The organism is Rhizobium sullae (genome assembly GCF_900169785.1).
In the GTDB taxonomy this organism is placed as follows: Bacteria; Pseudomonadota; Alphaproteobacteria; order Rhizobiales; family Rhizobiaceae; genus Rhizobium; species Rhizobium sullae.
In genome coordinates this window covers 90,654-116,759 of sequence record NZ_FWER01000013.1, presented here as the reverse complement: position 1 = coordinate 116,759, position 26,106 = coordinate 90,654, and the positions used below count along the sequence as shown (strand labels likewise).

24 protein-coding genes are annotated in these 26,106 nt (G+C 59.8%); 8 read left to right on the top strand and 16 right to left on the bottom strand.

The window, feature by feature from the left end; all coding sequences use genetic code 11:
* Positions 1–151 precede the first annotated feature (151 nt).
* The 6 genes from urtE to BN1800_RS13740 all read right to left on the bottom strand — a co-directional run bounded on the left by urtE (position 152) and on the right by BN1800_RS13740 (position 8,120).
* Complete coding sequence (urtE, locus tag BN1800_RS13765) at positions 152–847, bottom strand: urea ABC transporter ATP-binding subunit UrtE (protein ID WP_086998278.1); 696 nt, start codon at positions 845–847, stop codon at positions 152–154.
* 116 nt (positions 848–963) lie between these two features.
* Positions 964–1,719 carry an urea ABC transporter ATP-binding protein UrtD gene (gene urtD / locus BN1800_RS13760; protein WP_086998275.1) on the bottom strand — a complete coding sequence of 252 codons (756 nt, stop codon included), beginning with the start codon at positions 1,717–1,719 and terminating at the stop codon, positions 964–966.
* Positions 1,720–1,725: 6 nt separating this feature from the next.
* Complete coding sequence (gene urtC / locus BN1800_RS13755; RefSeq protein WP_027510155.1) at positions 1,726–2,889, bottom strand: urea ABC transporter permease subunit UrtC; 1,164 nt, start codon at positions 2,887–2,889, stop codon at positions 1,726–1,728.
* Complete coding sequence (gene urtB / locus BN1800_RS13750; protein WP_086998272.1) at positions 2,886–4,505, bottom strand: urea ABC transporter permease subunit UrtB; 1,620 nt, start codon at positions 4,503–4,505, stop codon at positions 2,886–2,888. Before urtB ends, urtC begins: the two co-directional genes overlap by 4 nt.
* Positions 4,506–4,624: 119 nt before the next feature.
* Positions 4,625–5,917, bottom strand: a complete 1,293-nt coding sequence (gene urtA, locus BN1800_RS13745; protein WP_086998269.1) for an urea ABC transporter substrate-binding protein — start codon at positions 5,915–5,917, stop codon at positions 4,625–4,627.
* Between the two features lie 316 nt (positions 5,918–6,233).
* A complete protein-coding gene (locus BN1800_RS13740) occupies positions 6,234–8,120 on the bottom strand; it encodes an acid phosphatase (protein WP_086998266.1) in 1,887 nt (628 codons plus the stop codon).
* 180 nt (positions 8,121–8,300) lie between these two features.
* Here BN1800_RS13740 and BN1800_RS13735 point away from each other — a divergent pair, with 180 nt between their 5' ends.
* Genes BN1800_RS13735 through BN1800_RS13720 form a run of 4 tightly spaced genes read left to right on the top strand, consistent with a single transcriptional unit; the run spans position 8,301 to position 14,371 of the window.
* Positions 8,301–11,687 carry a hybrid sensor histidine kinase/response regulator gene (locus tag BN1800_RS13735; RefSeq protein ID WP_086998262.1) on the top strand — a complete coding sequence of 1,129 codons (3,387 nt, stop codon included), beginning with the start codon at positions 8,301–8,303 and terminating at the stop codon, positions 11,685–11,687.
* Positions 11,680–12,597 (top strand): response regulator transcription factor, encoded by a 918-nt coding sequence (locus BN1800_RS13730; protein ID WP_027510150.1) that lies wholly within the window; start codon positions 11,680–11,682, stop codon positions 12,595–12,597. Before BN1800_RS13735 ends, BN1800_RS13730 begins: the two co-directional genes overlap by 8 nt.
* A gap of 51 nt (positions 12,598–12,648) precedes the next feature.
* Entirely contained in the window at positions 12,649–13,128 is a 480-nt protein-coding gene (locus BN1800_RS13725; protein ID WP_086998259.1) for a GNAT family N-acetyltransferase, read from the top strand.
* Positions 13,129–13,183: 55 nt separating this feature from the next.
* The gene (locus BN1800_RS13720) at positions 13,184–14,371 is read left to right on the top strand and encodes an acyltransferase family protein (protein WP_086998256.1); all 1,188 of its coding nucleotides are present in this window, start codon (positions 13,184–13,186) and stop codon (positions 14,369–14,371) included.
* A 26-nt stretch (positions 14,372–14,397) separates the two neighbouring features.
* Here the strand turns inward: BN1800_RS13720 and BN1800_RS13715 are convergent, their stop codons facing one another.
* The 7 genes from BN1800_RS13715 to BN1800_RS13685 all read right to left on the bottom strand — a co-directional run bounded on the left by BN1800_RS13715 (position 14,398) and on the right by BN1800_RS13685 (position 21,026).
* Positions 14,398–15,366 carry a 2-hydroxyacid dehydrogenase gene (locus BN1800_RS13715; protein ID WP_027510149.1) on the bottom strand — a complete coding sequence of 323 codons (969 nt, stop codon included), beginning with the start codon at positions 15,364–15,366 and terminating at the stop codon, positions 14,398–14,400.
* Between the two features lie 135 nt (positions 15,367–15,501).
* The gene (locus tag BN1800_RS13710; protein WP_027510148.1) at positions 15,502–16,623 is read right to left on the bottom strand and encodes a branched-chain amino acid ABC transporter substrate-binding protein; all 1,122 of its coding nucleotides are present in this window, start codon (positions 16,621–16,623) and stop codon (positions 15,502–15,504) included.
* Positions 16,624–16,743: 120 nt separating this feature from the next.
* Positions 16,744–17,097, bottom strand: coding sequence for a DUF6867 family protein (locus tag BN1800_RS13705; protein ID WP_027510147.1), 354 nt, complete (start codon positions 17,095–17,097; stop codon positions 16,744–16,746).
* A 24-nt stretch (positions 17,098–17,121) separates the two neighbouring features.
* On the bottom strand, positions 17,122–17,850 hold the full coding sequence (locus BN1800_RS13700) for an ABC transporter ATP-binding protein (RefSeq protein ID WP_027510146.1): 729 nt from the start codon (positions 17,848–17,850) through the stop codon (positions 17,122–17,124).
* Positions 17,850–18,728: an ABC transporter ATP-binding protein gene (locus tag BN1800_RS13695; RefSeq protein ID WP_027510145.1), complete on the bottom strand. Its 879-nt coding sequence runs from the start codon at positions 18,726–18,728 to the stop codon at positions 17,850–17,852. Before BN1800_RS13695 ends, BN1800_RS13700 begins: the two co-directional genes overlap by 1 nt.
* A complete protein-coding gene (gene livM, locus BN1800_RS13690; protein ID WP_086998253.1) occupies positions 18,728–20,119 on the bottom strand; it encodes a high-affinity branched-chain amino acid ABC transporter permease LivM in 1,392 nt (463 codons plus the stop codon). The genes BN1800_RS13695 and livM overlap by 1 nt, the downstream gene beginning before the upstream one ends.
* Positions 20,120–20,123: 4 nt before the next feature.
* Positions 20,124–21,026, bottom strand: a complete 903-nt coding sequence (locus BN1800_RS13685; RefSeq protein ID WP_027510143.1) for a branched-chain amino acid ABC transporter permease — start codon at positions 21,024–21,026, stop codon at positions 20,124–20,126.
* A 463-nt stretch (positions 21,027–21,489) separates the two neighbouring features.
* On the opposite strand from BN1800_RS13685, the gene cysQ reads away from it, so the two are divergent.
* Together cysQ and BN1800_RS13675 are read left to right on the top strand one after the other, a co-directional pair.
* Positions 21,490–22,308, top strand: coding sequence for a 3'(2'),5'-bisphosphate nucleotidase CysQ (cysQ, locus tag BN1800_RS13680; RefSeq protein ID WP_086998437.1), 819 nt, complete (start codon positions 21,490–21,492; stop codon positions 22,306–22,308).
* A gap of 95 nt (positions 22,309–22,403) precedes the next feature.
* Positions 22,404–22,961: a hypothetical protein gene (locus tag BN1800_RS13675; RefSeq protein WP_086998250.1), complete on the top strand. Its 558-nt coding sequence runs from the start codon at positions 22,404–22,406 to the stop codon at positions 22,959–22,961.
* A 22-nt stretch (positions 22,962–22,983) separates the two neighbouring features.
* Here BN1800_RS13675 and BN1800_RS13670 read toward each other — a convergent pair whose 3' ends face one another.
* Entirely contained in the window at positions 22,984–23,730 is a 747-nt protein-coding gene (locus tag BN1800_RS13670) for a LuxR C-terminal-related transcriptional regulator (protein ID WP_086998248.1), read from the bottom strand.
* A gap of 389 nt (positions 23,731–24,119) precedes the next feature.
* Between BN1800_RS13670 and sciP the strand changes: the two genes are divergently transcribed.
* Positions 24,120–24,395 (top strand): CtrA inhibitor SciP, encoded by a 276-nt coding sequence (gene sciP, locus BN1800_RS13665; RefSeq protein ID WP_007533628.1) that lies wholly within the window; start codon positions 24,120–24,122, stop codon positions 24,393–24,395.
* A gap of 23 nt (positions 24,396–24,418) precedes the next feature.
* On the opposite strand, the gene BN1800_RS13660 is transcribed toward sciP, so the two are convergent.
* On the bottom strand, positions 24,419–24,886 hold the full coding sequence (locus BN1800_RS13660; RefSeq protein WP_027510139.1) for a paraquat-inducible protein A: 468 nt from the start codon (positions 24,884–24,886) through the stop codon (positions 24,419–24,421).
* A 107-nt stretch (positions 24,887–24,993) separates the two neighbouring features.
* On the opposite strand from BN1800_RS13660, the gene BN1800_RS13655 reads away from it, so the two are divergent.
* Entirely contained in the window at positions 24,994–25,272 is a 279-nt protein-coding gene (locus BN1800_RS13655) for a GNAT family N-acetyltransferase (RefSeq protein ID WP_027510138.1), read from the top strand.
* Positions 25,273–25,369: 97 nt separating this feature from the next.
* On the opposite strand, the gene BN1800_RS13650 is transcribed toward BN1800_RS13655, so the two are convergent.
* Complete coding sequence (locus tag BN1800_RS13650) at positions 25,370–25,720, bottom strand: hypothetical protein (protein WP_027510137.1); 351 nt, start codon at positions 25,718–25,720, stop codon at positions 25,370–25,372.
* Between the last annotated feature and the right edge of the window lie 386 nt (positions 25,721–26,106).

Here is a 26,106-nt window from a genome sequence, read left to right as displayed (position 1 = left end):
GGCACCTTCGCCGCTTGCCCGGCTGTTCTCATTCAATCCGGCAAATAGTTGAAAGCAAGCAATTTTTATGCCGCCTGCCGATCTTAGAGGAGCGATGGCGGGCATGCTTGGTCAGAACATGGAAGCTGCCTTGGAATGCGGCATATGCCGCTCAAACGGTCAGGTGGCGGCGCGCCTCGGCCGTATCCAGTGTCTCCGCCGACCCCTCCTGGACGATCTCGCCGCGGTCCATGATGTAGACGTAGTCGGCAAGCTCGCGGCAGAAATCGAGATACTGTTCGACGAGCAGGATTGCCATACCGGTCGAGTCGCGCAGATAGCGGATGGCCCGGCCGATATCTTTGATGATCGACGGCTGAATGCCCTCGGTCGGCTCGTCCAGCACAAGGATCTTAGGCCGCGTCACCATGGCCCGCCCGATCGCCAGTTGCTGCTGCTGACCGCCAGAAAGATCGCCGCCGCGACGGGACAACATCGACTTCAGCACCGGGAAGAGACTGAAGATGTCGTCGGGGATGTTGCGGTCGCGGCGGCCAAGCGGAGCAAAGCCGGTTTCGAGGTTTTCCTTGACGGTCAGCAGCGGGAAGATTTCACGGCCCTGCGGCACGTAGCCGATGCCCTGCTTGGCACGCGCGTAAGGCGGCAGGCCGTTGAGCGCCACATCGTTGAAGCTGACTGTTCCGGCCGACAGCGGATGCTGGCCGGTGACGGCGCGGAGAAGAGAGCTCTTCCCCACGCCGTTCCGCCCCAGCACACAAGTGATCTTGCCCATGTCCGCCTTGATGGAGATGCCGCGCAGCGCCTGAGCGGCGCCATAGTGAAGATTTGCGTTTTCGACTGTCAACATGATGCCGTCTCCTGGCGTTTTTCGGATACAAGATCCCCTCTCCAGCCCCTCCCCCTTGTGGGGATGGCTTGGGGAGGGGTCAGAGTCCCACGAACGACAAACAGATCGATCATCCCTCACCGCCCCAAATAATTTTCGATCACCTTCGGATCGGAACTCACGAAATCGATTGACCCTTCCGCGAGCACGGAGCCTTCCGCCAGGCAGGTCACCTTGACGCCGAGATCGCGGATGAAGCCCATATCGTGTTCGACGACGACGACGGAGCGGGTCCTGGCAATTTCCCGGAGCAGTATCGCAGTCTCGGCTGTTTCGGCATCCGTCATGCCGGCAACCGGCTCGTCGACGAGCAGCAGCTTCGGCTCCTGCGCCAGCAGCATGCCGATCTCCAGCCACTGCTTCTGGCCATGCGAGAGGTTCGCCGCGAGTTCGTCGCGACGATGCGTCAATCGCACGGTTTCCAGGATTTCCTCGATGCGCACCTTGTCGTCGGAAGACAGGCGGTAGAAGAGCGTCGGAAAGACGCCGTGCTTACGGTTCAGCGCCAGTTCCAGATTGTCCCAGACCGTGTGGCTTTCGAACACCGTCGGCTTCTGGAATTTCCGGCCGATGCCGAGCTGGGCGATGTCCGCTTCATCCTTTTTGGTGAGATCGATCTCGCCGTTGAAATAGACCTCGCCCTCGTCAGGCCGCGTCTTGCCGGTGATGATGTCCATCATCGTCGTTTTGCCGGCGCCGTTCGGGCCGATGATGGCGCGAAGCTCACCGGGCTCGATCACAATCGAAAGCGAGTTCAGCGCTTTGAAGCCGTCGAAGGAAACCGAGACATTGTTGAGGTAGAGCACGCTGTTGGGTTTGATATCCGGGATCATAACCGCCTACTCCGCTGCCTGGATCTTTGCATCGACGCCTTCTTCCTGCAGAGCGGGTGGCACCGCTTCCGTCCTCGGCTTTTTCTTGCCGAGATATTGGGCGATCGTGCCGACGATCCCCTTCGGCAGGAACACCGTCACGGCGACGAAGAGACCGCCGAGGGCGAAGAGCCAGAATTCCGGGAAGAGGCCGGTGAAGATGGTCTTGCCGCCATTGACCAGGATGGCGCCGATGATCGGCCCGATCAGCGTCGAGCGACCGCCGACCGCCGTCCAGATGACGACCTCGATGGAGTTCGCCGGTGCGAATTCGCCGGGGTTGATGATACCCACCTGCGGCACGTAAAGCGCACCCGCAATTCCCGCCATCATGGCCGATACGACGAAGGTGAAAAGCTTGAAGTGCTCGACACGGTAGCCGAGGAAGCGTGTGCGGCTCTCCGCATCGCGCACGCCGACCAGCACCTTGCCGAATTTTGAGCGCACGATGGCGGAAGCAAGCAGCAGCGAGAGCGCCAGAAAGATCGCCGTGGCGGCAAAGAGTGTGGCGCGCGTGCCGTCCGCCTGCACGTTGAAGCCGAGGATCTCCTTGAAATCCGTCATGCCGTTGTTGCCACCAAAGCCCATGTCGTTGCGGAAGAAGGCAAGCAGCAGCGCATAGGTCATTGCCTGCGTGATGATCGAGAGGTAGACGCCATTGACTCTGCTGCGGAAGGCGAACCAGCCGAAGACGAAGGCAAGTAGGCCAGGCACTAGCAGCACCATCAGCGCCGCAAACCAGAACTGGTCGAAGCCGTACCAGAACCACGGCAGCTCCTGCCAGTTGAGGAACACCATGAAGTCCGGCAGGATCGGATTGCCATAGACGCCTCGCGAGCCGATCTGGCGCATCAGGTACATGCCCATCGCATAGCCGCCGAGCGCGAAGAATGCACCATGGCCGAGCGAGAGGATGCCGCAGAAGCCCCAGACGAGATCGAGTGCCAGCGCCAGCAACGCATAGGTCAGATACTTACCGAACAGCGCCATGATGTAAGTCGGGATATGCAGCGCGTGATCCGGACCGGTCAGCAGATTGAGCACCGGCACCAGCACAGCGACCGCGAGCAGGATGGCGATGGCAATCGAAATCTTGCGGTCGAGCGACCGGAGCAGGAAGGCCGCAATCATGCTTCCACCGCCCTTCCTTTGAGTGCGAAGAGCCCGCGCGGACGCTTCTGGATGAAGAGAATGATGAGGACAAGCACGAGGATCTTGCCGAGCACAGCGCCGGCGAAGGGCTCGAGGAACTTGTTGACGACGCCGAGCGACAGCGCGCCGACTAGCGTGCCCCAGAGATTGCCGACGCCTCCGAAGACCACAACCATGAAGCTGTCGATGATGTAGCTCTGGCCGAGGTTCGGCGAGACGTTGTCGATCTGCGAAAGGGCCACGCCCGCCATGCCGGCGATACCGGAACCGAGCGCGAAGGTGAAGGCATCGACCCAGCCGGTGCGGATGCCCATCGATGATGCCATGCGGCGGTTCTGCGTGACCGCGCGCATCTGCAGGCCGAAGGCGGAGCGCTTCAGGAGCAAGAGCAGGGTCACGAAGACGATCATCGAAAAGACGATGATCCACATCCGGTTCCAGGTGATCGACAGCCCGCCGAGTTCGAAGGCCCCGGACATCCAGCTCGGATTGCGCACTTCGCGGTTGGTCGGGCCGAAGATCGTGCGGACCGCCTGCTGCAGGATCAACGAAACGCCCCATGTGGCCAGCAGCGTTTCAAGCGGACGGCCGTAGAGATGGCGGATGACCGTGCGTTCTATGACGAGGCCGACGAAGCCTGTGAACAGGAACGCAGCCGGAATCGCAATCACCAGCGAATAGGTTGCGAGCCCGGGAAAGGTCGATGCAATATATTCCTGCACGACATAGGTCGTGTAGGCGCCGATCATCACCATTTCGCCATGCGCCATGTTGATGACGCCCATGACGCCGAAGGTAATGGCAAGCCCGATCGCCGCGAGCAGCAGTACCGAGCCGAGCGACAGGCCGTACCAGATGTTCTGCACGATATCCCAGAGCGCCAGATTGCGCTTGATATTGGCGATATTGGCCTCGATGCCGGCCTTCAGGTCGTCGGGCGCGGTCTCCATCGCGGTGGTCAGGATGGTGAGCGCGTTGCGGCCGCCGCGCGCCGCGATCGTATCGATCGCCGCCTTCTTCTCGTCGGCACTGACATCGCTTTTCAGCATCATCACCGCACGAGCCGCTTCCATCGTGTTCTTGACCTCGGCGTCCTTTTCATCGGCGAGCGCCGAGTCCAGGAGATCGAGATTGGAAGGGTCGGAATCCTTGAGCAACCCTTGGGCGGCAGCGAGCCGCGCGGTACGGTCCGGGCTCAGCAGCGTCAGCGTGCTCACGGCGCTGGCGATCACGCCGCGCAGGGAATTGTTGATCTTCACCTTGGACATGTAGTCCGGATCGACATCGGCGGCAGCTTCGCCGGTGATAGGGTCGGAATAGGTCGGCTCATCATCCGTGCCGCCCTGCAGGAGAACGGGACCGCCTTCTTCGGAATTCACGTAGAGCTGGCCGTCGCTCAACTGCTGCAGGACTTGGCCGACAAGCGGATCCTTGGAAGCCACGAGCGCCTTGATGGCCGCCTCGCGGGCATCGAAATCGCCAACACCAAGCGCATCGATGAGAGGGTGAATGTCTTCCTGTGCCTTGAGCGCCGTCGCGAATGCCGGCAGGGCGAGGCAGATCGTCAGAAGGAAAATCTTGATGGCGCGAAACATGGGCTCTCTCGCCTGGCTTGTCGTTGGCCTTGTGGGCAGCAATCGCTCGGGACGGAACTTCCGCCCGGATAAGGGATCCGGACGGAAGGCTTCAGGCAGTCAACGGATCGGGTTCGTACTCAGGAGCCCTTGCCGCCGCACTTGCCCGTTGCAGCGTTGAAGTTGCCGCAGTTCATGGGCTTGCGCCAATCGGAGATCAGGTCCTTGGAGTCCGGCAGGAAGTCGGACCATTCGTCACCGACGACGGCTGACGTTTCCTGGACGATTTCGAACTGGCCGTCAGCCTGGATTTCACCGATCAGCACCGGCTTGGTGATGTGGTGGTTCGGCATGACGGTGGCATAGCCGCCGGAAAGGTTCGGAACCGTGGTGCCGATGATGCTGTCGAGAACCTTGTCCGTATCCGTCGTTCCGGCAGCCTGGACGGCCTTAACCCAGGCATTGAAGCCGATATAGGCGGCTTCCATCGGGTCGTTGGTCACGCGCTTGTCGTTCTTAGTGAAGGCGTGCCACTCCTTGATGAACTTCTTGTTCGCCGGGCTTTCGACCGACTCGAAGTAATTCCAGGCAGCGAGATGGCCGACGAGCGGCTTGGTGTCGAGACCGGCAAGTTCTTCTTCGCCGACCGAGAAGGCGACGACCGGGATATCGGTTGCCTTGATGCCCTGGTTGCCGAGTTCCTTGTAGAAAGGGACGTTGGCGTCGCCGTTGATGGTGGAGACGACGGCGGTCTTCTTGCCGGACGAGCCGAATTCCTTGATCTTGGAAACTTCCGTTTGCCAATCGGAGAAGCCGAACGGCGTGTAGTTGACGATGATGTCTTCCTTCGGAATGCCCTTGGAGACGAGGTAGGCTTCCAGGATCTTGTTGGTCGTGCGCGGATAGACGTAGTCGGTGCCTTCGAGCACGAAGCGCTTGACGCCTTCCTTTTCCATCAGGTAGTCGACGGCCGGAATCGCCTGCTGGTTCGGAGCAGCACCCGTGTAGAAGATGTTGCGCGAAGACTCTTCGCCCTCATACTGAACCGGGTAGAAAAGCAGCGAGTTCAGCTCTTCGAAAACCGGCAGAACCGACTTGCGCGAAGACGAGGTCCAGCAACCGAAGACGGCCGCAACCTTGTCCTTCTCGATCAGCTCGCGTGCCTTTTCGGCAAAGAGCGGCCAGTCGGAAGCCGGATCGACGACGACCGCTTCGAGCTTCTTGCCGAGAAGGCCACCCTTCTTGTTCTGCCCGTCGATGAGCATCAGCATCGCGTCTTTCAGCGTCGTTTCGGAAATCGCCATGGTGCCGGACAGCGAATGCAGCACGCCGACCTTGATCGTGTCGGCGGCGGCAACCGCGCCGTGGAAGGCGGTTGAGGCCGCCATGACGGCGCCAAGCGCAGCACTCGTTACATAGGACTTGAGATTCATCTGGTTGAACTCCCCTCTTCTTGTTCCGCAACAGGCCGGAAACTGAAATCACTGTTGCTTGAGGGACTATCGGGCGCTGCAGCGCAAAACCGTATACGCAATATGACGTAGGGGTGGGGGCGAAATGAGCAGATCGGGGAGGAACGGCATTCTGCCTCTTCCTCTTCTGCGGGGAGAAGAGGCCCGTCAGGGCAGATGAGGAGGTGGAGCGAAGCAACGTCTTGAGCGACAAGCGAAAGGCCGAACATACCGCGAAGCCCCTCATCCGGCGCTTCGCGCTTAAATGCGATGATAGCCCTGCGGATGCCTCTATCTGCTATCCGTCGATCGTCAAGGTGACGGCTGTCGGGCCGTAGGCAACGCTTGCCTTATGGCCCTCGACGCTCACCTTGCCGAAAGTCCCGGTGACAGCATCCGCTTTCAGGAACTCGATCTTCGTGCCCGGCGCCGGCGCATAGCCGTCGGCAAGGGTCACGCGAAGTTCGCCGGAAAGTACCGCCTTGCCCTTGACGATGAGGCCGCCCTTGCCGCCTTCTCCGAGCGTCGGCTTCATCACGGCGCTGGCGCGCTGGCGATAGTCGCCGCCGACGGTCACTGGCTTTTCGGCCACCAGGATGAGCGAACCGCCGTCGACCACCAGATCGCCGCTGCCGAAGGCCGCCGGCGACAGGGCCGCCAAAGCACCCTCCTCCAGCACCGTGCCGCCGGTATAGCCGTTGGCGCCGGAAAGCCCGAGGATGCCGCCGCCGCGCTTGACGAGCCGACCCGTGCCTTGAATGTCGTTCCTCCAGGTGTCCAGCTCGTTGAAACCGCCCTTGGCTGCGTCCATCGTCACCGTCACCTCATCCTCGAACGCGCCGTAGCCGTCCGCGGCGGCGAAGAAGTTGAGGCGGCCGTAACCTTCCGTATCGTCGAGCAGCGGATAGCCCGAAGCGATTTCGGTGGTTTCCAGCACCGCGCGCCGCTGCTCGGCGTCGAGATAGGGCAGACGCGTTTCGAGGAGCACTTCAGCACCCTTCGGCACGCGCGGCGGCCGGTCGGTCGCGTCGACCCGCGCGAAACCGTAGGTCAGGTGTTCAAGCACATAGGCGCGGTTCGCGCTGCTGTCTGCGAAGCGGTCGTTGGCAAGCACCGCCGCATGCGACAAGGCGTCAAGACCGGCCTCGCCCGTCGCGCCGCTCTTGATGACGAGCCAGGACTGCGCCTGGCGGTAAGCATCACGCTTCAATGCGGCATTCTCCGGCTTATTGAGGTTGTAGACGACCGTCGCGGTGGCGAGAACGCGGCCACCCATGACGTCAAGCGGCGAATGCATACCGGCCAGTATGCGGCTCTCGCCCATTTCGCTGGCACGCGTCAGCATTTCCTGAAAGCGTTGCGGCACGAGATAGGCCATGGAGAGTGCATCGCGCCAGGCTTCCGCCGCATGCCCACTCGGGAAACCGCCGTCTTCGGCCGGCTTGCCGCTCTTGGCTGGCTCAAGCGTCGGGAGGACCACCACATCCTTGCTCCAGCGATAGGGACGCGCATATTTGAAATAGCGCTTGGCGGCTTCTGTCGAGCCGTCGCCGCTTGCGGCGTTGATGAGGTCGACCGCAAGGCCCATGTCCGGGTTCGCATCGGTCTTGGTTTTCTCGTCAGCTTTGCTGCCGAGCCCGCGATTGTTTCCCTTGTCGTCGTACTTCACTGTCGTCGCGTCGGCGGCGACTTCCGTAATCGTCGTCGTCTGCTTTGACCCGGCCTTCCAGGCATCCGTCAGCGGACCAAGGCCGTCGACAATGCTGGCATTCTTACCTCGCCGGTCGTCGAGATAGGCGACGATGGCCTGCTGCGCCGTGCGCGCACGGGTCACCTTGATGACATAGGCGATATTCGCGTCGTGAACCGCCTGGTTGACGATATGGCCGTCGGTCGGGCTGAAGGGAATGCCGTCCCAATCGGTCTTGGCAACGGCCGGGCAATTGTCCTTGGCCGGCGCTTCGACGCCCGCATCGACGAACGGCGTGCGCGGCGTCCAGATATTCAGAAAGCCTGAGAGAAGACGCACCGCGGCATTGCTGTCTGCGGCCGAAAAGCAGGCATCGCCGCGCTTGTTGGTGACGCCGGCATCGACATAGGCCGACTGGGCACTTGCAAGCGACGGCACAACGGTCAGGAGAACGAAAAGCGCGGTGGTCAACCGGCAACGGCGCAAGACAGACATAATGGATTTTCCGTATTTTTTAGGAAGGAATTCCGGAGTGGTAGGATTTCGTTGTGACAGAGGCGTTTCAAAAATATGGCTGTTCCATGAACTTGCGCGCCGCGCCTCTTGCGTTTTCCGTCATTCCTGCCAAAGCTGCCTATTCAATAATCATTTTATAGAGAGCGCTAGAAAATAGGCATGGCAGCGCGCCAACGCATCATTCCGGTGAGACGCGAATACAACCGTTGGGTCGCGAACCAGACGCTGGAAGACTATGCGCTGCGCTTCACCGCCAAGAGCGCCCGGCAATTTTCCTCGCAGCGCATCTCGCAGACGGCGATCGGCGCGATCTCCTTTCTCGCGCTCGAAGCGATCGGCGGCGCGATCACCCTCTCCTACGGCACGACCAACGCCTTCTTCGCGATCATCGTCGCCTCGATCGCCATGCTGGCGATCGGCCTGCCGATCAGCCGCTATGCGATCAGGCACGGCGTCGACATCGATCTTCTGACACGCGGGGCAAGCTTCGGCTATATCGGCTCGACGATCACCTCGCTGATCTATGCCAGCTTCACCTTCATGCTCTTTGCTATCGAGGCTTCGATCATGTCCGGCGCGCTGGAGCTGACGCTCGGCATCCCGCTCTGGATCGGCTATATCATCAGCGCCGTCATGGTGATCCCGCTGGTGACCTACGGTGTAAAACTTATCAGTCGCTTCCAGCTCCTGACCCAACCGTTCTGGATCGTGCTCAACATCCTCCCCTTCCTCTTCATCGCCTTTTCGGACTGGGAGAAGTTCGATCTCTGGCGCGCTTTTGCCGGCATCCGCCACGCATCCGGCCCGCCTGGCACGATTGCGGACTTTAATCTGATCGAGTTCGGCGCCGCCTCCGCCGTCATCCTGGCGCTCATGTCCCAGATCGGCGAACAGGCCGACTTCCTGCGCTTCCTGCCGCCGGACGGGCAGCGCAAATGGCGCCATCGGCTTGCCGTATTTCTGGCCGGTCCCGGCTGGGTGATCATCGGCGCACCGAAGCTGCTCGCCGGCTCCTTCCTTGTCGTGCTGACGTTAAGCGCCGGCGTGCCTGTCGACCGCGCCGCCGATCCGGCGCAGATGTATCTGACCGCTTTCGGCTACATGATCCCCTGGCAGGACGGCGCATTGTTGCTGATGGCGGCCTTCGTCGTCGTTTCACAGCTGAAAATCAACGTGATGAACGCCTATGCGGGCTCACTCGCATGGTCGAACTTCTTCTCGCGCCTGACCCACAGCCACCCCGGCCGCGTCATCTGGCTGATCTTCAACGTCGCGATCGCCCTGCTTCTCATGGAACTTGGCATCTACGGGCTGCTCGAGGAAACGCTGGGCATCTTCTCGATCATCGCCATGGCCTGGCTCTGCACGATCTCGGCCGATCTCTTCATCAACAAGCCGCTTGGCCTTGCACCGCCCGGCATCGAGTTCAAGCGCGCGCATCTCTACGACATCAACCCCGTCGGCCTCGGCGCCATGGGCCTTTCGGCGACGGTGGCGCTGATCGCCCATTTTGGCGCCTTCGGGGTGATCGCCGCTTCGCTTGCACCCTACATCACGCTGGTGATCGCGCTGACGGCTTCGCCGCTGATCGCCTGGGCGACGAAGGGCAAGTTCTATCTAGCGCGCAAGCCGCGCCACAGCTGGAAAAACCTGACGAACATCACCTGCTCCGTCTGCGAGCACCCGTTCGAGCCGGAGGACATGGCCTGGTGCCCCGCCTATGCGGCGCCGATCTGCTCGCTCTGCTGCTCGCTCGACAGCCGCTGCCACGACATGTGCAAGCCGAAGGCGCGATTCAATACGCAGGTCGGCACCGTTGCCAAGGTCCTGTTGCCGGAAACGGTGGTCGAGAAGCTGACCACCCGTCTCGGACGTTATGGTATCGCCGTGGTTCTGGCCCTGACAGCGGTCGGCGCGATCCTTGCGATGATCGCCCATCAGGTCGCCTCTGCCTCGCCGGAGACGGCGGAGGTCGTCAACGGCACCATCCTGATCGTCTTCTTCGTCTTTGCCGTCATAGCCGGCGTCGTCTGCTGGTTCTACGTGCTGGCGCATGACAGCCGCGTCGTCGCCGAAGAGGAATCCTCGCGCCAGAATACCCTGCTGCTGAGAGAAATCGCCGCTCATAAGAAGACTGACGCAGCGCTTCAGAATGCCAAGGAGACGGCAGAGGCCGCGAACCGGGCGAAGAGCCGATATGTCGTCGGCCTGAGCCACGAACTGCGCACGCCGCTCAACGCCGTTCTCGGCTATGCCCAGATTCTGGAGCGCGACGAGACCATCCCCGCGCCGCGCCAGTCGTCCATCAAGGTTATCCGCCGCAGCGCCGAGCATCTTTCCGGCCTGATCGACGGTTTGCTCGACATTTCCAAGATCGAGGCGGGCCGCCTGCAGGTCTATTCGAACGAAATCAACATCCGCGATTTCCTCGACCAGATCGTCGACATGTTCCGCCCGCAGGCGCAGGCGAAGGGCCTTGCTTTCAGCCATGACCGCTCTCCGTCCCTGCCGCACTTCGTCCGCACCGACGAAAAGCGCTTGCGCCAAATCCTGGTCAATCTGCTGTCGAACGCCATCAAGTTTACCGACGAGGGCCGCGTGGCCTTCGATGTCGGCTATCGCAGCCAGGTTGCAACCTTCACCATTTCTGACACCGGCCGCGGCATTGCCGAAAAGGATCTAGGCCGCATCTACGAGCCCTTCCAGCGGGGCGAAGCCGACAATATTCGCCCGATGCCGGGGTTGGGATTGGGTTTGACGATCACGCAGCTCCTCACCAACACGCTCGGTGGCGAAATCTCCGTCAGCAGCGAGAAGGACAAGGGCTCGACCTTCCGCGTCCGCCTGATGCTATCGGCGGTGATGCGCGAGATGATCGTTCCACCGCAGGAAAAGAAGATCGTCAGCTACGATGGCCCCCGCCGGACGATTGTCGTGGTCGACGACAACGAAGACCATCGCGAGATGATGCGGGAAATCCTGGTGCCGCTCGATTTCGTCGTGCTGACGGCGGGCAACGGCCCCGATTGCCTCACCCTGATAGAAGGTATCCAGCCGGACCTCTTCCTCGTCGACATCTCGATGCCCGGCATGAACGGCTGGCAGCTCGTCTCGCGCCTGCGCGAAACCGGCCAGACCTCCCCGATCGTCATGCTCTCCGCCAATATCGGAGACGCGGCGGCCGCCGCCGGCAGCGACGGCCGTCATAGCGATGCAATCGGCAAACCGGTCGATATCAGGCAGCTTCGCGACAAGCTGGCACTGCATCTTGGCCTGAAGTGGCTCTATGCCGCCGCCGCCCAAGCGACCTTCCCCGTGGCGCAACCGCCGATGAAGAGTCCCGGTGCAGCACATATCGAGGAATTGCTCCGCCTCGGCGAGATCGGCTATATTCGCGGCATCGAAGCAAAGCTGGCAGACCTTGCCAAGGTGGCGGCAAATCAGCCATTTACGGATGAACTCCGCACCTATGTCGCCGCCTTCGACCTTGCCGGCTTCATGACCTTCCTGCACGGCTTCGACGAAAAGGTAGACACCATTGGCTGAACCGGCCCTCCCCCGCGATATCGTTCTGCTGGTCGACGACTCACCGGAGGCGCTGGGCTTTTTGACAGACGCGCTGGAACAGTCAGGTTTTTCCGTGCTGATCGCGACCTCGGGCTCCGCGGCCTTGAACATCGTCGACCGCATCACGCCGGATCTGATCCTGCTTGATGCGGTCATGCCGGCCATGGACGGCTTCGAGACCTGCCGGCGGCTGAAAGCCAATGCTGCGGTCAGCCAGGTGCCGGTGATCTTCATGACCGGCCTCACGGAGACAGAACACGTCGTCCACGCGCTGGAATCCGGCGGCGTCGATTATCTGACCAAGCCGATCAATGTCGATGAGCTTCGCGCCCGCATTCGTGTTCACCTTCGCAATGCGCGCTCGGCGCAAAGCGCCCGTGTGGCTCTGGACGCCGCCGGGCGGCATCTGCTTGCGGCCAGGGGCGACGGCACTGTTCACTGGTCGACGCCGCAGGCAACCCGCCTCGTCAATGCCGCGACCGGCAGCGATGACGGCATGGAGATCGTCACCAGTCATATTGCCGAGTGGATGAAGGTTCGCGCCGCAGCCGGGCGCGATGCCGTCATCTCAATCGCGCATGCGGGTCAGGCAACGCTCCAGCTTGCCTTCCTCGGAGCCATCGGGCCTGACGAATATCTCTTCCGCCTGACCGCCGCCAATCAACACAGGGACGACGTCGTGCTTCGCCAGCATTTTTCCCTGACCCAGCGTGAATCCGAGGTGCTGCTCTGGATCGCCAAGGGCAAAGCGAACCGCGACATCGGCGAGATATTGGGCCTGTCGGCACGCACGGTGAACAAGCACTTGGAGCAGATCTATGTGAAGCTCGGCGTCGAGAACCGGGCGTCTGCTGCGGTCAAGGCAGCGCATGTGCTGCACGAGATATGAGCGTCTGTGCAGCTTATCGAGACAGCCGCTGACACGACAAAGGCTGGAGATATGATCCGGAAAGCCACAGAACGGGATATCGCCCGCATCGTGGAGATCCGAAACAGCGTTAGTGAAAACCGGCTATCCGATCCCGGCAAGGTTACACTCGACGATCTGCGTTGGTTTATTGCAAACCCGGGAATATTCGTCTGGGAACAGGATGGCGAGGTCCAAGGCTTTTCCGCTGGCGACCCGTGCAACGGAAACATCTGGGCGCTGTTTGTCGATGATGCTTACGCAAGGCGCGGTATCGGAACGTCCCTTCTTGCCAGCGCCTGCTCGGCCCTGATGGATGCAGGCTATGATCGCATCTGGCTGACAACAGACCCCGGAACACGAGCCGAGAAGCTTTATCGCCAAGCCGGCTGGAAAGTGATTGGCGAGCAAGACAACGAGCTGCTCTTCGAACTTAATCTGGGCCAACCCAATGGCGTTCACCCACGTCTTCGGGTTGGAAAGCATTTACCACGCTTGGGCAGTGATCCTTAAATCCTTTGCGCGTATGCAAGAGGAACCATAGGCCATTGCAACGCAGGCGTCGGGCATGAAAAGCAGGCTTTACTATGTGGATCGGCTTAGGATCTTCGCCTTCGCGATCCTGCTCCTCTACCATTCGTCGGCGTCCTTTCTGCCTGACATGAACTGGCTGATCCACAGCGACAAGACAAGCGCCACGCTTTCGCTGGTCATGGACTTCCCGCGCGCGTGGCGGCTTGCGCTTTTGTTTTTCGTCTCCGGCATGGGAGCGGCTTTTACCTTCGGCTCGGCAAGCAGCCTTTCGTTTCTGCGCAAGCGCACGATGCGTCTGCTGATACCTCTCCTCTTTGCCATGGCAGTGATCGTCGTGCCGCAGGTTTGGTACGAGCGCATGTACGAGGACGGCTATCAGGGCTCACTTCTCGAATTCTGGATAACCCGCTACTTCACCGAAGGCCGTTATCCCAAAGGCAATTTCACATGGGCGCATATGTGGTTCGTCGCCTATCTGCTGGTCATGTCGGTGATCTGCTATCCCATATTCGGATATCTGGTACAGCCCGGGAACAAGATTGCAGCTTGGTTCGAACGCACTTCGAAAACCGGCTTCATCTATTTCTTCTTCCTGCTGCCGCTGGCACTCAACCTGGCGCTTTCGCCTTTCTTTCCGAAGCAAACAAATGCCCTCTACAATGATGGCGCGTGGTTTGCGGTTTGGGCGAGCTGGTTCGGACTGGGCTTCCTCATTGCCCGCCATCACAGCGCATTGATTGAGACGATCATTAGCCGGCGGTTCGTCAGCGCCGCAATCGCGCTGGCGACGACCGTGCTGCTTTATCGCTATGCCTGGATGGTCCCGGCCGACCAGGCGATCGGGAGCTATGCGCAAAATACGCCGCTGTTCAAGGCAGGGATATTCTTGCTGGCCTGGAGCATGATCCTGACGCTCGTCGGTTTTGCGGCCCATCATTTCAATCGCGAGAGCGCAAGGCTATCGGGGTTGAACCGTCTGGTGTTCCCGCTCTACATCGTGCATCAAACTGTAACGGTAGCCGCGCTCTACTATGTCCTGCCGCTCGACTTGCCCGTCACCGTAAGCTTCTCGATCATCACGGCCGCGACAATCCTGCTTTCGGCTCTGTTTGCCTTCTGCGTGGACTTCGTGCCCGGCCCGGCACGTATCCTGTTCGGTTTGAGCGGCCGCGACAGCAGGACAGTTGCAGCAGGCGAGCCCGATCGTCAGCTCTCGCGGTAGGAGAACCTGCGCCGCATGGAGCGAAGTCAAACGATGCGATCCGGCGGCTCACGCCCGTCAAAAAAAGCGCTGATGTTCTCCACCACCTTCATGCCCATCGCCGTTCGGGTCTCGGCCGTCGCGCTGCCCAGATGCGGCAGCAGGACGACATTCTCCATCGCTTTCAACTTCTCCGGCACCTGCGGCTCGGCTTCATAGACGTCGAGCCCCGCACCACGGATGGTGCCTGCCTCCAGGGCGCTGATCAGGGCCATCTCATCGACCACGTCGCCGCGCGCCGTATTGATCAGAAACGCGCCCGGTTTCATCGTCGCAAAGCGCGCTTCATTCATCAGATGTCGATTCTCGGCGCCGCCGGGGCAATGGAGCGAAACGAAATCGGAAGCAGCAAGCACCTCCTCCATCGTCGCCAGTTGCAGCGCGCCATAGCGTTCGGCCTCATCGTCATTGATCTTGGAACGATTGTAGAAGACCACGTTCATCCCGAAGCCGGAATGGCAGCGCTGTGCAAAGGCCCTTCCGATGCGGCCGAAGCCGATGATCCCAACCGTCTTGCCGGTCACCTTCGTGCCGATCATATGCGTCGGGCACCAGCCTTTCCACGCGTCGGCGCGAACTTCGCGTTCCCCCTCGCCGCCGCGGCGGGCAACGGCCAGCAGGAGCAGCATGGCGATATCCGCCGTGCAGTCGGTAAGAACACCGGGTGTATTCGTGACCAGGATGCCTTTTGCCTTTGCGGCAGCGATATCGATGTGATTGTAACCAACGCCGAAATTGCCGAGGATCCGCGTGCGAATGTCACGCTCGAAAACGCTGGCCGGCAGCTTGTCGGAAACGGTGGGCAGGACCGCATCATAATCCGCCAGCGCCTGCCGTATCTGCCCGAGGCCAAGCGGAACATCTTTCTCGTTGAAGGTCACGTCGAAACGTTCGGCAAGCGCGGCTTCTGCTGCGGCGGGCCAGCGGCGGGTGACGAGAATGCGCGGTCTGGACATTGGTGCTTCCGTCTCAAAATTCTTCGCCTCAAAGAACTAGAGGATGGCCGCAAGAATTGAAACGCCTGTCCAAAAAGAAAGAAGCCCGGTCTCGACCGGGCTTCCGTAAACGGTACTGGACCGTGCAATCGAAGCTTACATACCCTGTGGGAAGTAGCTGTACTTGCCGTCCGGACCCTTCTTCCATTCGTACATGATGTAGCCCGGGATTTTCGGGTCGCCCTTTTCGTCGAACGAGATGTCGCCGAGAACGGTTGGGAACGGACCCTTTTCCTTCATCGCGGTTGCAACGGCTTCCGCATCGGTCGAACCGGCCGCCTTGGCAGCACCGGCGATCGCCTGAACAGCAGCGTAGGAGTAGAGCGTGTAAGCTTCCGGGTTGAAGCCGGCAGCCTTGAACTTCTCAACCAGTTCCTTGTTGGCCGGGTTGAGCGTCGGATCCGGGCCGAAGGTATTCAGCGTACCGGCAACTGCGTCACCAGCGATGGAAGCAAGTTCGTTCGAGACGATGCCGTCACCGGAAACGAGCGTTGCCTTCAGGCCCTGGTCGGCAGCTTGGCGGATGATGAGACCGGCTTCAGTGTGCAGACCACCCCAGTAGATGATCGAGACGCCGGCTTCCTTCATCTTTGCGATGAGGGCGGAGAAATCCTTGTCGCCGACATTGATGCCTTCATACATGGCTTCCGTAGCGCCGGCAGCGTTCAGAGACTTCTTGGTCTCGTCGGCAAGACCCTGACCGTAAGGTGTCTTGTCGTGAACGACAGCGATCTTGGCGTCCTTGAAGTGGTCGGCAAGATACTTGCCGGCAATCGCGCCCTGCGCGTCGTCACGGCCGCAGGTGCGGAAGGTGTTCCACAGGCCGCGCTCGGTGAACACCGGGTTCGTTGCAGCCGGGGTGATTTCGAGGATGCCGTTTTCAGCATAGACTTCAGACGCCGGGATCGAAACGCCCGAGTTGAAGTGGCCGACAACGAACTTCACGCCGTCAGCGACGAACTTGTTGGCAACCGAAATGCCCTGCTTCGGGTCGGAGACGTCGTCGCCGAGTTCGAGCTTGATCTGCTCGCCGTTGATGCCGCCTGCGGCATTGATATCAGCGGCTGCCTGCTCAGCACCCTTCTGAAGCTGAGCGCCGAACGCAGCGTTCGGGCCAGTCAGAGGACCGCCGACGCCAATGAGAACGTCGGCCCAGGCGTTGCCACTGAAGGCGACCATCGCCGTCAGAGCCACTGCCGACAGAAGAGACTTCTTCATATTTTTACTCCCAATTTTTGGGCGGGTTCCGGTCCAAGACCCAGCGCATTACCCACCATTCACTGCGCCAGGAAAGCTGTTCCACTCTGAAGGCAATTCATGCCTAGTTTCAACGGACTGTCAATGTTTGTCCTTCCACGAGAAGGCAGAAGTTCTTTCGTACAGCCAGTAATAGTTGTTGACCATCTGATTGGTGCGGCGATAGCGGAAACCCGCCGTCGAAAAGACGAGCAGCAGCACGAAATCGATGACGTAAAAGAAGACGCTGAGCATCGGCCCGTTGAAGAGCGCGTGATGCAGAAACTGCATCACCCAGGCGAGCAGGAACGTGTAGACGACAACCAGCGGATAGTCGCTCCAGCTTTCAGCTGCAGCCTTGCCGGCACGCCACGCCGTCCAGAATCCGATCAGCATGACCAGCCCGCGGATGACCATCCGCACGCCCGTATCCGGCTCAAAGAAAAGTCCCTGCATATCAAACTCTCCCTTCTGCCCGGCTCAATGTCTTCCGCCTTCGAGATAGGCGGCACGGACTTCCGGATTGGCGAGCAGCTCCTTGCCGGACCCGCTCATCGTTACCTTGCCGTTCACCATCACGTAAGCGCGGTGCGAAAGCTTCAGGGCAGCAAATGCATTCTGCTCGACGAGGAAGACGGTGAGGCCTTCCTGCTCGTTGAGCTTCTTGATCGCCTCGAAGATGCCCTTGACGATCAGCGGTGCGAGACCGAGCGAAGGCTCGTCGAGAAGCAATAGCTTCGGACGGGCCATCAGCGCGCGGCCGATCGACAGCATCTGCTGTTCACCGCCAGAAAGCGTGCCGCCGCGCTGCGCATGGCGTTCCTTGAGGCGCGGAAACAGCGTGAAGATCTTCTCGGTATCCTCGCTGAAATGTTTGAGGTTATCGAGACCCGCACCCATCTGCAGATTTTCCGTGACGGTCATGCGCGGGAAGATGCGGCGACCTTCCGGGGACTGCGCAATGCGAAGCCGCGCAATGTCGTGCGTCGGCATGCGGGTGATGTCGCGTCCTTCGAAGATGACTGAACCCTTGCGGGCCTGCGGGCTGCCGCAGATCGTCATCATCAGCGTCGACTTGCCGGCGCCGTTTGCGCCGATAAGGCTGACGATCTCGCCTTTGTTGACGTCGACATCAATACCGGCGAGCGCACGGATGTTGCCGTAATAGGTTTCGACGCCCTGAACCTTGAGAAGCTGTTCGCCGGCCATCAGTTTGCGCCCCCTTCGAGGCTCACGACGGTTGCGATGACCTCTTCCACTTCCTCGTCCTCAACACCGAGATAGGCCGCGATGACCTTCGGGTCGTTCTTCACATGCTCCGGCGTGCCGTCGGAAATCTTCTGGCCGTATTCCAGCACGACGACATGGTCGGAGATTTCCATGACCACCGACATATCGTGCTCGATGAGCAGGATCGAGGTACCGGTCTCGGCTCGGATTTCCTGCAACAACGCATTGAGGGCCGCCGATTCACGCGGGTTAAGGCCGGCGGCGGGCTCGTCAAGGCAGAGCAGCTCCGGCTCAGTGCACATGGCGCGGGCGATTTCGAGACGCCGCTGCGCGCCATAGGGCAGATCGCCTGCAGGATCGTCGGCGCGGCTGGTCAGATCGGCCTTTTCCAGCCAGAAGCGTGCGAGCTCGATGGATGCCGCAGCCTCTTTCTTATACGGACCGATATTGAGAAGGCCAAGGATCGTGTAGCCCGATGCCTTCATCAGCTTGTTGTGCTGGGCGACGAGCAGGTTCTCCAGAACGGTGAGGCCTGAAAACAGGCGGATGTTCTGGAAGGTGCGGGCGACCCGGGCTTCCTTGGTAATGCGGAAATCTGGCAGACGCTCGAGCAGGTATTGCTTTCCGCTCCGCTGGTTCAGCGTGACCATCCCCATCGTCGGCCTGTAGAAGCCGGTGATGCAGTTGAAGACGGTCGTCTTGCCGGCGCCGTTCGGACCGATCAGCGCGGTGATGTCGCCGCGCTTGGCTTCGAAGGACAGATCGTTGATGGCCATGAGGCCACCGAATTTCATCGACAGATGCTCGACTTTGAGCAGGGTATCGCTGGACATTGTCGTCATTTCTGTGGGGCTCATCAGCCGTGCCCCTCCTTGATAAAGCTTCCGGAGACTGCCCTGCGTTCCTTGAGGAAGGCAGTCGGTTCACGTGAGCCGACGAAGCCGCGCGGCTTGAACAGCATGACGATGACCATGGCGAGGCCGAAGAGAAGCATGCGGTAGAGTTCCGGCGTGAAATCCGGACCGAAGACAGCTTTCAGGAAGTCCATTTCGCGCAGCAGTTCCGTACCGCCGACCATGACGACCGCAGCAATCGCAATACCGGTCAGCGATCCCATGCCGCCGAGGACGACGATAGCCAGAATGACGGCTGATTCCAGGAATACGAACGATTCCGGCGAGACGAAGCCCTGGCGCACTGCAAAGAATGAGCCGGCGACGCCGCCGAACATAGCGCCCGTCGCAAAGGCGGTGAGCTTTGTCGTGACCGTATTGATGCCGAGGGAACGGCAGGCGATCTCGTCTTCGCGCAGAGCTTCCCAGGCGCGGCCGATCGGCATGCGGCGAAGCCGGATCGTGACATAGGCCGTCAGCATGCAGAGACCCAGGATCAGATAGAAGAGGAAAATCTTGTAATAGGCCGATGACATCGGAAGGCCCATGAGCTTGGCAAAGCCGCCCGACGTCGCATCGAAAGGAATGCCGAACAGCGTCGCCTTTGGGATGCCCGAGATGCCGAAGGTGCCCTTGGTTACAGCCGTCCAGTTGATGAGCACGAGACGGATGATTTCACCGAAGGCGAGCGTCACGATGGCGAGATAGTCGCCGCGCAACCGCAGGACCGGAAAGCCGAGGATGACGCCCCAGAGTGCCGCCAGAATGCCCGACATGGGCAGCAGAAGCCAGAACGACAGGCCGAAATAGCTGGACAGCAGCGCGTACGAATAGGCCCCAACCGCATAGAAAGCGACGTAACCGAGGTCGAGCAGGCCGGCCAGGCCGACGACGATGTTAAGACCCCAGGCGAGCATCACATAGATGAGGATCTGAATGCCGAAGTTGTCGACCCATTTCAGCGAGCCCTGCGCGCCGAAAGCCGCATAGATGGCCGCCGGGTAGAGCAGCAGCGCGACCAGCGCGATTTTCAGGAAATGCTGGCGGAGAAAACCCTTCTCAGTCGAGATGTCGAGCTCGCCCTGCTTCGCCTTTGCAAGCTTGCGCTTGTCGATGTTCGGCTTCACGAAAACGACGATGACGAAGCGGCTGATCGCAGCGATCGCCACAAAGATCGCGAGCAGGCCCCAGCGCTGAACGATGATCAGCTCGTTATTGATGTTCTGGTCGGTCTTGAGGCCGACATAGAGAACGAACAGACCGAGAGAAAGGACGGCCGCGAAGAAGGCTTCCGTAAGGCCCTTCTGGACAAGCCCGGGTGCGGGCTTGCCAGCAGAATTTTCGATGTTTGCCATGATGTTATACCTTCTCGACTTCCGGCCGTCCGAGGATGCCGGTCGGCTTGAAGATCAGGACGAAAGCGAGGATCGCAAAGGTCGCGACATCCTTGTAGGCGATCGTGAAATAGGCGGACCACAGCGACTCGATGAGGCCGATCATCAAGCCGCCGAGAACGGCACCTGGCAACGAGCCTATGCCGCCGAGAACGGCTGCGGTGAAAGCCTTGACGCCCGGCGTGAAGCCATCGTTGAACGAGGCGACACCATAATACATCAGATACATCGTGCCGGCGACGGCGGCGAGCGCCGCACCCATTATGAAGGTGATGGAGATCGTCTGATCGACGTTCACGCCGAGAAGAGCGGCCATCTTGCGGTCCTGCTCCGTCGCGCGCTGGGCGCGTCCGAGCGCCGTGCGGTTGACGATATACCAGAAAGCGGCCAGCAGCACCACGGTGATGACGATGATGATGATCTGCTTCAGCGAAATCGAAATGCCGCCGATGTTGTAGACCGAGCCGACGAGCGGCGGAATCGGCTTGTTGCGTGGGCCCTGCGTCACCTGGATGAAGTTGGACAGCGTGATCGACATGCCGATCGCGGTGATCAGCGGCGCCAGGCGGAAGGAACCGCGCAGTGGCCGGTATGCAACCCGCTCGATCGTCCAATTCCACAAACTCGTCATCAACATTGCAACGACAAGCATCAGCAGCAGAAGAACTGCGACCGGAAGGCCTGCGAAGATGGATGTGAGGACGAGAAAGACGATAAGAGCGGCGAAACCACCGAGCATAAAGATATCGCCATGGGCGAAATTGATCATGCCGATAATGCCATAAACCATCGTGTAGCCAATAGCGACAAGGCCATAGATGGATCCGAGCGTCAGCCCATTAAAGAGCTGCTGGACGAAATACTCCATATCTCATTTCCCCTGGATGCGAGCCAACATGACTGCATCTCTTTTTGGTCTGTAGTTCCCTTTTATCGGAACCTCATGTGGGGCATCCATACCGCTTTCCGCGGAAATGTGAAGACAAAAAGGCTCTACTGGGTCAGATTCTTGTCCAAACGGACGTAAGTGGCGCGTTTCGAACCAAAATCCACATTAAAGAGGCATTCCCTGGGGAAATTTTAGTCAGAAACCGGCTGTGGATTAACTAAATCGCCTGCGAGGTGGGCAACCCTTCGCATGATACCTTTTCCACAGAAAAGGAACTCTCAGCAAATTTCGTACAAAATTCGAGGGCTGGACGCGAAAAACATCTCAAGGCAGGCGGACATCTGCAGGATGATTTTTCGGCCGCCCAAAAAAATAGCCAATCACCATATTATCTATATACTGCAGACGGGCTTTCAGGATGCTTGCGTTCATTGAGGGGAACATGCTGGCGACATTCGAAGAGGCGGCACTTGAGGCGGGAAGAACGATCATAGCGATCTTCGAGGAAGGCTGCGCCGTCGCGACAAAAGCAGATTCAAGCCCTGTAACGCGCGCCGATGAGGAGGCGGAGAAGATCATCCTCGCGCATCTTGCGCGCAGCTATCCAGATATTCCGGTAATTGCCGAAGAATCGGTGGCAGCCGGCCGCGTGCCGGATATCGAGGGAACGGCTTTCTTCCTGGTGGATCCGCTCGACGGCACGCGCGAATTCGTCGACAGACGGCGGGAATTTACGGTCAACATTGCCTATGTCGTGCACGGCGTACCGCTTGCAGGGATCGTCTATGCGCCGGCACTCGGTGTTGCCTTTACGGGCGAGGCTGGACACGCGGAAAAACTCGTCGTCGGCGCCGATTTTACGGTGATGGAGCGCATCGCGATCGCGGTCCGAGAACCGCCCGCCAAGCGTCTTGCGCTTGCCAGCCGCAGCCACAAAAGCCCCGCGACCGACAGCTTTCTCGCTGAGCAGGCGATCTCAGAGTGCACCAATATCGGCTCTTCGCTGAAATTCTGCCTGCTTGCCGAGGGAAAGGCAGACGTCTATCCGCGCTTTGGCCGCACGATGGAATGGGATACGGCAGCGGGCGACGCGGTTCTGCGTGCCGCGGGAGGCACGACCGTCACCATAGATGGATTGCCGCTCACCTACGGCAAGACCGGCGACAGGGCGGATTTCGACTTCGCCAATCCCGACTTCATCTCCTGGGGCGGCAGGGAAATGCCCGCGCAAATGCGCATGGCTTCAGGCGAAAACCATTAAAAATCAAAGAAAGAAGGGCATTTCGTCGGCACATTCCGAAGGCGCCTTACGATGCGGCGATAACCGCGCGTTCGGCGCCAAACGGAGACGGCATCTTGTCCGACGAATCGACTAATCTCGCCCTCCCCTACATACTTCCCTCGCAATCCGAAAAGGACGTGACGCACAATGAGGCGCTGCAGCGTCTCGATGCCGTCGTGCAGGTGAGCCGTGACGGCGGAATCGGCACTCCCGCCCGAAGGCGATTGCTACCTGAGTGCATCGGGCGCCGGCGATCTCTGGACCGGCAAAGCGGCGTCTGGCTCTACATCGCGCCACGCGAAGGCTGGCGCGCCTTCTTTCTCGAAGCCGGCAAATTCCGCATCCTGCAGGCCGGTCTCTGGAGCGATCTGTCGCCACCTGCACCGAGCGGCCTGCCGCTTCTCGGCCTCAACGCCACAGCCGACACCACGAATCGCCTCGCCGTCGCAGCACCTGCAAGCCTCTTCAGCCAGGAAGGTCAGGGCCACCAGATCAAGGTCAACAAAGCGTCCGCCGGTGATACGGCGTCGCTGCTGGCTTTCGGCCGCGCGCAGCATGCAAGCGGCGACTGGCTCTCGATCCTTCGCACCGGCACCGCCCATACGAGTTCGGTGCCGGGAAGACCGAAGTGAGCGCCATTCTGCCCTGAACGGCTTATAGCAATCTGTAGCGGAAGGCGCGGGCGACGGCTTGCATGCGATTGACCGAATCGAGCTTGCGCATCGCGCCCTTCAGATAGCCGACCACCGTATGCGACGAGAGGTCGAGGATGATCGCAATCTCGTCGCTGCTCTTGCCCGCCGCCGACCAGCGCAGGCATTCGATCTCACGGCGGGTAAGATTTTCCGGAGGCCCCTCGTCTGTGCGGTTCTCGCTGCTGAAACGGTCGAGCGCTTCCATCCCTGCATAAAACAGATCCATCTCTTCTTCGCGCGAAAGCGCGGCGCGGCTACCGGAGAAGGCAAAGATGTATTGCTTCAGGTCGGCGTCGTGCAGCGAAAAGCCGAACGTGTTCTGCAGCCCGTGCATGCGGAACAGCGCATTTAGCCGGCGGTTTTCCTGGTTGGCGGCATCGCCAGCGAATGGACCGGCATCGCAGAAGACCGGCATGATCGTCCGCTTCAGAACACCCACCAGCCGGCTGCAATAGAACAGATCGGCCTCGCCGTAGAGATTGGTGAGGTTCTGCGGCCAGTTGCTGGCAATGCGATTTTCGAGAAAAGCCGTGCTGTCGCCGCGCGGAAAGGCTGCGAAGAGATAATAATCGAAGCCTGCGGCTTTCACCATACTCTCCAGCCGGCGCTTCAGTTCCTCCTTCAACTCGCCTGTGCGAACGGCAGTGGAAAGCGGAAAAGCATTATCGTCTGCGTATTTGTGGGCTGCGCGCTCACGTCTAGTCATTGTCTTTTCCTCAGCCGCGGCCGTCGCTCATGCCCCTCGCTCGACAGCCTTGCGACGCCGGACAACAGCAAGACCGCAACAATGCCCCGCGCCGCAAGGACGGGAGGCATTCGGACGTAATCTTTGACTGATGCTGCGAGAAGAGGAGACGGGGTCTAGCGCTCATTCATGATGTTGCGGCGCTTATAAAGCCATCGCCGAAATATCGATACTATTTATTCAGCATGGGAGCCATGCGTCCCGTACAAATTGACGCTACAGCAGGCAAGAAGTCGCGGCACGCGGGAAAGCGGCTAAAGTTGTTATCAAAGTCTTACTATGCGCTTAGGCAATTTTTAAATGTGACGGGCTAGAGTGCCGGCGTGGTCTTGAGTTGTGTAGAGAGTCCAATGACCGAAATGATACGTCCCCGAGTAAAATATGTCATCGGCCCCGATGGCAGCCCGCTGACGATTGCGGATCTTCCGCCGCCGAATACAAGGCGCTGGGTTATCCGTCGCAAGGCTGAGGTTGTCGCGGCGGTTCGCGGTGGCCTGTTGAGCTTGGAAGAAGCCTGCGAGCGTTACACGCTCACCGTCGAGGAATTCCTGTCCTGGCAGTCGTCGATCAACAGCCACGGCCTTGCCGGCCTGCGCACGACGCGTATCCAGCAATACCGTCACTAAACCACCTGCCACAGGCAAAGACATTATTTCGGGCCGGGCGCATCTCCCTGAAGGGAGTGAAGAAGGCCCGAAATTATTGTTGACGCTGCGTAGCACCAGAGTCCGGGCTGTGTGAAAGCATCCGCCAGGCCCGTCGTCTTCGCCGCCGCAATCACGATCGCCACCAGTAATACGTCCATCATCGACCACTTGGACAGATACGGCACGGCGTAGCGATAAAACCAGCTGCCGGTCCCGCCGCCGGCGGCCGTCGCCTCGGCGGCGATGCCGATGATCTTCAGGATTGGCAATACGACCGACACGATCCCGACGACCAGCGCAAGCGGGATATCCCCTCCGCTCCAGAGCGAAGCGACGATCTCCACCAGCGACGGTGTCTCATTGAAGAAGTAGAGTTTCTCGAATCGGATCAGAGGCAGGACCAGCCCGAGCGCCAGGAAAAATGGTGCTGCAGCAAGCAGTACCGGCCGGACTCCCACCAATTTTCTCATCGGATACCCCTTGGTTGAACACTGTGTCGCCGCCTGCACCGGCTTGGCATGACTACACCGCCATGTCACGATCTGGCTCAATAACATCGGTTTTCGGAGAAAATATAATGGATATTCGCAACGAAGACAGTGCCTCGGGCGGCCGCTATGTGGCCGAGGTCGACGGCCACGAGGCTGAAATGAGCTATTCCCGCACGTCGCCGAAGCTCATCATCATCGATCACACCGGCGTGCCGGATGCCCTTCGCGGCAAAGGCATCGGCCAGGCGCTTGCGCTTCACGCCGTCGAAGAGGCGCGAAAGGGCGGCTGGAAGATCTTTCCGCTCTGCCCGTTCTTCAAGGCGCAATCACAACGCCATGACGATTGGCGCGACGTGGTGAATTAACAACACCAAAAGCCATGTATGACGGACTTATGCCCATCATACATGGCTTCTTCAGGCGATCCCCAGGACGCCGCCGCCGGCGTCCGCTGCCCGCCGATCAGGCGCGGGCCCGAATGGCGCCATCCCGCTCTTCGAGCGCGGTAGCACGGGCATATTCCGCCTGCATCTCCTCGAGCGCCTGCTCCAGCGACTCTTCCTGCATCTTCAATTCCTTGATGGAAACCTGAAGATTGTCGGCGCGCTGGCGTGCCGCCTTTGCGAAGGTCGGGTAGGCGAAGTGATTCGGGTCGGAAATGCCGGACTTCTTCTCTTCGACGACGATCTGGCTTTCCAGATCCTTCGTCATCCGTTCGAATTCCGACATCATCATCTGCAATTGCTGCAGCTGACGTCGTTTTTCGTTCACCTGAAACTCCTTCAGGCGAACTAGGCTCTCACGCGACTTCATACGCATTACTCCAGTGATGCGAGATCCCGGCTCTACTAAATTGCCCTTGCGCACCGGTTTGAAACGGTCTGCCCAAAAAATTTCCGTCGGTATTAACAAAAACCTACCGGCGGTAACCTTTCGTTTACGGGCATCGTTAATGATAGTGCCGATGATTTAAGGGTCGGTAAACATCACTACGCGATTTCCGGATCCTGTTCATTGGTGAGTCGAATGAATCGCTTACCGGCCATTCTTAATGTAAAAGTTAAGGGTTGGCGTTGCGAATTCTCGTTGGAAAACAGCGAAATGGACAAATTGCTTAATAAATTCGTTACCTCTTGCCAGAGTGAATCAGAATTTGTTAACCATTTCGTGGCAGCTTCCAAATCACGCAGTGAAGTATT

Bases quoted from the DNA above. Each gene is read 5' to 3' on its own strand.
- urtC (WP_027510155.1), bottom strand. From the start codon at position 2,889: ATGATTGCGGCCTTCCTGCTCCGGTCGCTCGACCGCAAGATTTCGATT.
- urtD (WP_086998275.1), bottom strand. From the start codon at position 1,719: ATGATCCCGGATATCAAACCCAACAGCGTGCTCTACCTCAACAATGTC.
- BN1800_RS13705 (WP_027510147.1), bottom strand. From the start codon at position 17,097: ATGCAGGGACTTTTCTTTGAGCCGGATACGGGCGTGCGGATGGTCATC.
- cysQ (WP_086998437.1), top strand. From the start codon at position 21,490: ATGCTGGCGACATTCGAAGAGGCGGCACTTGAGGCGGGAAGAACGATC.
- BN1800_RS13670 (WP_086998248.1), bottom strand. From the start codon at position 23,730: ATGACTAGACGTGAGCGCGCAGCCCACAAATACGCAGACGATAATGCT.
- BN1800_RS13660 (WP_027510139.1), bottom strand. From the start codon at position 24,886: ATGAGAAAATTGGTGGGAGTCCGGCCGGTACTGCTTGCTGCAGCACCA.
- BN1800_RS13655 (WP_027510138.1), top strand. From the start codon at position 24,994: ATGGATATTCGCAACGAAGACAGTGCCTCGGGCGGCCGCTATGTGGCC.
- BN1800_RS13735 (WP_086998262.1), top strand. From the start codon at position 8,301: ATGGCAGCGCGCCAACGCATCATTCCGGTGAGACGCGAATACAACCGT.
- BN1800_RS13715 (WP_027510149.1), bottom strand. From the start codon at position 15,366: ATGTCCAGACCGCGCATTCTCGTCACCCGCCGCTGGCCCGCCGCAGCA.
- BN1800_RS13685 (WP_027510143.1), bottom strand. From the start codon at position 21,026: ATGGAGTATTTCGTCCAGCAGCTCTTTAATGGGCTGACGCTCGGATCC.
- BN1800_RS13700 (WP_027510146.1), bottom strand. From the start codon at position 17,850: ATGGCCGGCGAACAGCTTCTCAAGGTTCAGGGCGTCGAAACCTATTAC.
- BN1800_RS13720 (WP_086998256.1), top strand. From the start codon at position 13,184: ATGAAAAGCAGGCTTTACTATGTGGATCGGCTTAGGATCTTCGCCTTC.
- urtB (WP_086998272.1), bottom strand. From the start codon at position 4,505: ATGTTTCGCGCCATCAAGATTTTCCTTCTGACGATCTGCCTCGCCCTG.
- sciP (WP_007533628.1), top strand. From the start codon at position 24,120: ATGACCGAAATGATACGTCCCCGAGTAAAATATGTCATCGGCCCCGAT.
- livM (WP_086998253.1), bottom strand. From the start codon at position 20,119: ATGGCAAACATCGAAAATTCTGCTGGCAAGCCCGCACCCGGGCTTGTC.
- BN1800_RS13710 (WP_027510148.1), bottom strand. From the start codon at position 16,623: ATGAAGAAGTCTCTTCTGTCGGCAGTGGCTCTGACGGCGATGGTCGCC.
- urtE (WP_086998278.1), bottom strand. From the start codon at position 847: ATGTTGACAGTCGAAAACGCAAATCTTCACTATGGCGCCGCTCAGGCG.
- urtA (WP_086998269.1), bottom strand. From the start codon at position 5,917: ATGAATCTCAAGTCCTATGTAACGAGTGCTGCGCTTGGCGCCGTCATG.
- BN1800_RS13650 (WP_027510137.1), bottom strand. From the start codon at position 25,720: ATGAAGTCGCGTGAGAGCCTAGTTCGCCTGAAGGAGTTTCAGGTGAAC.
- BN1800_RS13725 (WP_086998259.1), top strand. From the start codon at position 12,649: ATGATCCGGAAAGCCACAGAACGGGATATCGCCCGCATCGTGGAGATC.
- BN1800_RS13740 (WP_086998266.1), bottom strand. From the start codon at position 8,120: ATGTCTGTCTTGCGCCGTTGCCGGTTGACCACCGCGCTTTTCGTTCTC.
- BN1800_RS13695 (WP_027510145.1), bottom strand. From the start codon at position 18,728: ATGAGCCCCACAGAAATGACGACAATGTCCAGCGATACCCTGCTCAAA.